Genomic DNA, 5,359 nt, shown 5'->3' with positions numbered 1-5,359 from the left:
TGGTGGAAAATCTCTTCGCCCGACTTAAACATTTTCGTAGTATCGCCACGCGTTATGAAAAACTGGCGCGTAATTTCAAGGCGATGGCCTATCTCGCCTGTACCTTGATCTGGCTGCAGCGGAAATGAGGACACGCCCTAGTCTGACCCCGATTTATTCGCGCACGCGGTTAAGAGAGGGAATTAAAAAGTTTCATCCCCTCGCCTAGACAAGGGGATGAAAGTAAAGTTTGTTACCGCGGCCCGGCGGTGGCAGTTAACGTCGCGGTGGCAAGCGTGTGCTGCCACAGATTGAAACCGACGAACGCGGCGGTGGCGCCGGGCAAGTCGAGCTTGTCGGTGTTGAGCGCGTATACGGTATAGGTGTAGTGGTGTTTGCGTCCGGGCGGCGGGCACGGACCGAACCAGCCGGGTTTACCGAGGTCAGTATTGCCTTCGACGGCGCCCGCCGGCAACTTGCCCATGCTGGCCGCGCCTTCTTCAAGGTTCGTCACCGTGGCGGGAATGTTGTACGCCACCCAATGCCAGAAGCCGCTGCCGGTCGGCGCGTCGTGATCGTAGAAGGTGATGGCGAAACTCTTCGTGTCTTTCGGTACGCCGCGCCATGTCAGCGCCGGCGAGACGTTGCCGCCGCTGCAACCGAAATTGTTCCAGTATTGCTTCTGCGGCAGCGCGCCATCGGCGGCGATGGTCGGGCTCGATACGGTGAAATGGCTATGGTCGGCCATCATTTTATCGTTCGCCATCGCTGTCGCATTCAGCGCCGACACGGTCGCTGCTACCAACATAAATTTGATCATGTTTTTTGTACGCATAGTGATTTCCTCTGAATTTTCGTTCGACAATCGTTACGCCGCCGCGGCCAGCAAGCCTTCGGCGGTCATGGCGGCGCGAACCGCCGGGCGCTGCAGGATGCGCCCCATGAACGCATTCAACGCCGGCCAGCGCGACAGATCGATATTGGCCGGGCGCGCCCAACTGAGCACGTTAAACAGGTACGCGTCCGCAACGGTGAACGCATCGCCGAGCAGGTACCGTTTCGACGTCAGCACGTGATTGACGTAGTCGAAACGCTGCGCCAGATGCGTGCGCGCCGCCGGCACGGAGAAACCGCGCTCGGGATAGAAAAACGCCGGGAAGCTTTTGTGAACTTCGGCAGCGATAAAGTTGAGCCACTCCTGCAAGCGATAGCGCTCGAACGCGCCGCGCGCCGGCGCCAGCGTGTTGGCCGGCGCGAGATCAGCGATGTACTGCAGGATCGCCGACACTTCAGTCAGGATCTGGCCGTCGTCCAGGCCGAGTACGGGGATCTGATTTTTAGGATTTATCGCGATCAGCTTGCCGCCGTGTTCCACCGTCAGTGTGCCGAGATCGACGCGTTTCAAATCGAATGCAAGACCCGCTTCCCGCAGCGCGATATGCGGTGCGAGCGAGCAAGCGCCGGGAGAGAAATAAAGCTTCATTTTTTTGCCTTCCTCGAAGTCGTATCAGGAGCCGGCATGTTAGGCGGTGCGGTCGTGGCCACCCATGCGCGAAACGCTCGCAATAATGTCCGATACGCCACAATTCGCGGTTTGCGTTGCGCGCCGGTTTTGCTTGCGCCAGACTTCAAGAATCGATGTGTGTGAACGGAGAAAATCTTTGGACCTACTGAGCAACATCCTGCGGGTGTTTCGCGTCAACGCGGCCGTGGTGCAGCGCGGCCAATGTCAGGGGCAGTCGATGTTGAAAGTGCCCGTGGCCGGACGCGCCGTGTTTCATATGGTGAGTCATGGCCGCTGTCATCTGCATATAGAAAACCAACAAACGCCGATCGTGCTCGGCTGCGGCGATGTCATGCTGATGCCGCGCGACTTGCCGCATTACTTTAAAGATGCGGGCGATGGCGCCGGCGCCGGTATCGTCTGTGCGTATTTTCAGTTCGAACGCGGCATGCGCAATCCGATTCTGGATGCGCTACCGGATGGCGTGCTGCTGCAACGCGGCCAAGACCGCGCGCAGGCGTTGACGAGTTTGTTGGAGCTGCTGCTCGAAGAAGCCGCGGCGGATCGGCCAGGATCGGAGGCCGTGCTCGGCCGACTCTCCGACGCGGTATTCATTTATATGATCCGCCACCACCTCGCCACGAACCCGCAGCAGACGGGCATGCTCGCGGCGCTGCAGGATCGCTACCTCGGCGAAGCGCTGCGCCGCCTGCACGAAGCGCCGCAGAGCCGCTGGACAGTGGATACGCTTGCCGCCGATGTCGGCTTATCGCGCTCGGCCTTGGCGAAGCGCTTTCAGGAAATCATGGGCGAGACGCCGATGGACTACCTTATGCGCTGGCGCATGCAGCTCGCTTATTCCTGGCTGCGCGAGGAAGACGCGGCCTTGCTCGACGTCGCGCAACGCTGCGGCTATCAGTCGGAATCCGCGTTTGCCAAAACCTTTAAGCGCCACTTCGGCTTCGGGCCGGGGCAGGCGCGCCGCGGTAGAGCGCCGAAGATTGAACAGGCGGTATAAACGTCGCGCCAGACGGTTTTCGGTCATACGTGCCGCCCTCGGGAAGTCTAATCAGACGAAGAGCCGAGATTCCCGAAGCTCGACAGTGACCCGAAAGGAAAACCGATATGAAAAACTTTGACGTACAAAGCATCCATTTGAACATTCCCCGGAGCAGGGCATATGCTTTCATTGAAGCATCCTCGTTTCTTCGAGCCATCCAGAAGTAGAGATTTCGATCATTGTGGCATGTCGTAATGGACCGGCGGAACATCGCCGAGCGAGCCGTGTGGACGCTCCTGGTTGTAACGCTGCCGCCAGTCTTCGGTCATGGTTCGCACTTCGGTCAATGAGTTAAAAAGCAAATAGGGTCAGGTCTTGAACTATAAGCCCCCACCCGCTATCTTCCCCACCCATGGCTCGACCCCTCCGCCTTGAATTCCCTGGCGCCGTCTATCACCTAACCGCCCGCGGCAACGCCCGCGCGCCCATCGTCGACGACGATACCGACCGTCACTGTTTCCTCGAGATCCTCGCCCAAGTCATCAAGCAGCACCACTGGCGCTGCCACGCCTACTGCCTGATGGACAATCACTATCATCTCCTGATCGAAACACCGGACGCCAACCTGTCGCGGGGCATGCGTCAACTTAACGGCCGTTACACGCAAACCTTCAACCGACGCCATGGGCGGGTAGGGCACCTGTTTCAGGGACGGTTCAAGGCCATTGTGGTCGACAAAGACAACTACCTCCTGGAACTTTGTCGCTACATCGCACTCAATCCCGTGCGCGCCAAGATGGTCAAACACCCCAAAGCCTATCCATGGTCAAGCTATCGGGCGATAACGGGTCTTTCAAAGGGTGCAGAATTCCTAACCCGCGATTGGATTCTCGGTCAATTTGCCCGTCGCCGTCAGACAGCAGAAAAACGCCTTCGCGAATTCATCCAGCAAGGCATCGACCAGCCGTCTCCCTGGGGAAAACTTACCGCCCAAATTTTTCTCGGCCCCGAATCGTTTGTGAAGACAATAATGCGAGCGCGACAATCCGCCGCCACTCTCAAAGAGATTCCGCGCCGCCAGCGATTTGCCGCCCGCCCGTCCCTTAAGGTGCTATTCCCGGCCAGTGGCTTCAAGAACAAAGCAGAGCGTGACCGTGCGATCCATCAAGCCCATCGCGAACACGGCTACACCCTAACGGACATCGGTCGACAGCTGGATTTGCACTACACGACCATTAGTAAAGTTGTGAGTAGGGGTGACGCTTAATCTGATATTTCAAGACCTGACACTATCGCGTCTCAAAATTTTTTTTATTTTTTTAGTTCAAGCTAAGAGCGATGTCACCCCGCTTTCACGGGAATGACATCGAGTTTGTGCTTAAAGAAGTACTATTGAGGCGAGGTCTCGTTTTGCGTTTTGGATAGGCAGACGAGGTATTTATTCCTGTACTTGGTGTTGCGCTCGTTCTTCTTGTCGTTTGATTTGCATCGGTTGTCGAAAACAAAACTAGTACGGGTTATAGCCCGGATACTCAGAGCACCAGGGCACGCCGGGAATCGGTTGGTAGTCACCGCCGTAAGACATCGCGGTGGCTGGCAACCAGCCCCAGCCCTGACGTTCAGGGTAGGCTAAGGTCTTATCGCTCTGTGTATATAGCCAAATGTCGTTTAGGCCCGGACCGTGGTCGTTGTTGCTCAGGCCTTTCATTTGGCAAACAACCCAATTGTTACCGGCATATAAATAACCGACGTGAAGTGCGCCTTCACCCACTGACCACGGCTCACTGTTCACGTAAGAACCGGTCCAGGTCGGGCACGTCCGAGTGTTGAAATTTCTACCTCGCCAGTCAGTGACGGTTGGTCCATTCCAACATTTGTCTTCCGCATGGGATGTGACCGGCATCGCGACGCCGGTTATACCGATCAAAAGTGCGGCGCTAAGCACAACGTTTTCAAAAGCCCTGCCGGACTTTCCATAAGTGTCCATCTTTTTCTCCTCGAAACTCTACGGGATTGTATTGTCGTATCACTCAGCGTCTCTGCAGGCGCTTTCGCTTGCCGAGCACTCTCAACGATTCGCGGAAAGTTATCTATCTATACGATGGTCTGTACTGTCGAAAAAAAATTGAACCTAAAAAAATTTGAACCTAAAGAGCGGAACCCCCAACCGTGGTGCGGCGCGTGTCAACTTCGCGAAGCTGACGTAGTTCGATTTATGTGGTAGTTAGTGTTGAAGATACAAAGGCGGCAGTGCTCGAGCCAGCGGAGTTCAAATTTCTTCTTGTGCGTGCGAGTCAGGGACAGTTCGGCGCCCGAATCAATCGGGGTCAGACTGCAATTTCCCCATGCCTAAACATCCGTGATGTAATCCTCGTGCGAGAATAAAAACAGGGAGCCCCCGTTTATGCCCCGCCAACCGCGCTATGCCATGGCTGGCATCCCCCAGTACGTCATCCAGCGTGGCAATAACCGTCAAGTTACCTTCTTTGCTGACGAGGACTACAGCAGTTACCTCGACTCGCTAAAAAACGCCTGCGTAACACACGACTGTCAGGTACACGCCTACGTGCTGATGACCAACCACGTGCATTTGTTAATGACACCGTTTCGCCCTGATGGAATTGCCAAGGTGATGCAGTCCATAGGACAGTGAACGATGCAAAGATCAAATCGAACAGGCACTTTCACGGCGAGTCAGGCTCGGTAGAGCGGAGCGACCAAAAAAGGAAATTGCAGTCAGACCCTGAGGTTTCCCCGCATTTCAGCTCTTCGCTGCATAGGCAGACATGGCTTGTGCCGCGAGTGGTGGAATCGCTCGCCACGGCATCAGTTCGCGCAGATAGCGTGGCGGCGCGTCAAGAATTCGCCGACCCAGC

At 56.3% G+C, this 5,359-nt stretch carries 8 protein-coding genes; 4 read left to right on the top strand and 4 right to left on the bottom strand.

Annotation, left to right across the window (positions count from 1 at the left end):
• Positions 1-128, top strand: a 128-nt coding sequence (locus HY308_10630) for a transposase (protein MBI3898736.1), incomplete at its 5' end; no start/stop codon positions are given.
• Positions 129-232: 104 nt separating this feature from the next.
• Here HY308_10630 and HY308_10625 read toward each other — a convergent pair.
• Positions 233-799: a YbhB/YbcL family Raf kinase inhibitor-like protein gene (locus HY308_10625; protein MBI3898735.1), complete on the bottom strand. Its 567-nt coding sequence runs from the start codon at positions 797-799 to the stop codon at positions 233-235.
• A gap of 48 nt (positions 800-847) precedes the next feature.
• Positions 848-1,462: a glutathione transferase GstA gene (gstA, locus tag HY308_10620; protein MBI3898734.1), complete on the bottom strand. Its 615-nt coding sequence runs from the start codon at positions 1,460-1,462 to the stop codon at positions 848-850.
• A 178-nt stretch (positions 1,463-1,640) separates the two neighbouring features.
• Between gstA and HY308_10615 the strand changes: the two genes are divergently transcribed.
• A complete protein-coding gene (locus HY308_10615; GenBank protein ID MBI3898733.1) occupies positions 1,641-2,501 on the top strand; it encodes an AraC family transcriptional regulator in 861 nt (286 codons plus the stop codon).
• Positions 2,502-2,719: 218 nt separating this feature from the next.
• Here the strand turns inward: HY308_10615 and HY308_10610 are convergent, their stop codons facing one another.
• Complete coding sequence (locus tag HY308_10610; GenBank protein MBI3898732.1) at positions 2,720-2,812, bottom strand: transposase; 93 nt, start codon at positions 2,810-2,812, stop codon at positions 2,720-2,722.
• Between the two features lie 83 nt (positions 2,813-2,895).
• Between HY308_10610 and HY308_10605 the strand changes: the two genes are divergently transcribed.
• Positions 2,896-3,750, top strand: a complete 855-nt coding sequence (locus tag HY308_10605) for a transposase (protein MBI3898731.1) — start codon at positions 2,896-2,898, stop codon at positions 3,748-3,750.
• A 240-nt stretch (positions 3,751-3,990) separates the two neighbouring features.
• Here the strand turns inward: HY308_10605 and HY308_10600 are convergent, their stop codons facing one another.
• Positions 3,991-4,470, bottom strand: coding sequence for a hypothetical protein (locus HY308_10600; protein MBI3898730.1), 480 nt, complete (start codon positions 4,468-4,470; stop codon positions 3,991-3,993).
• Positions 4,471-4,887: 417 nt separating this feature from the next.
• Here HY308_10600 and HY308_10595 point away from each other — a divergent pair, with 417 nt between their 5' ends.
• Positions 4,888-5,136, top strand: coding sequence for a transposase (locus HY308_10595; protein MBI3898729.1), 249 nt, complete (start codon positions 4,888-4,890; stop codon positions 5,134-5,136).
• Positions 5,137-5,359: the final 223 nt, after the last annotated feature.

It is taken from the genome of Gammaproteobacteria bacterium, assembly GCA_016199745.1.
In the GTDB taxonomy this organism is placed as follows: Bacteria; Pseudomonadota; Gammaproteobacteria; order Acidiferrobacterales; family Sulfurifustaceae; genus JACQFZ01.
This window is presented reverse-complemented; position numbering and strand designations above follow the sequence as displayed.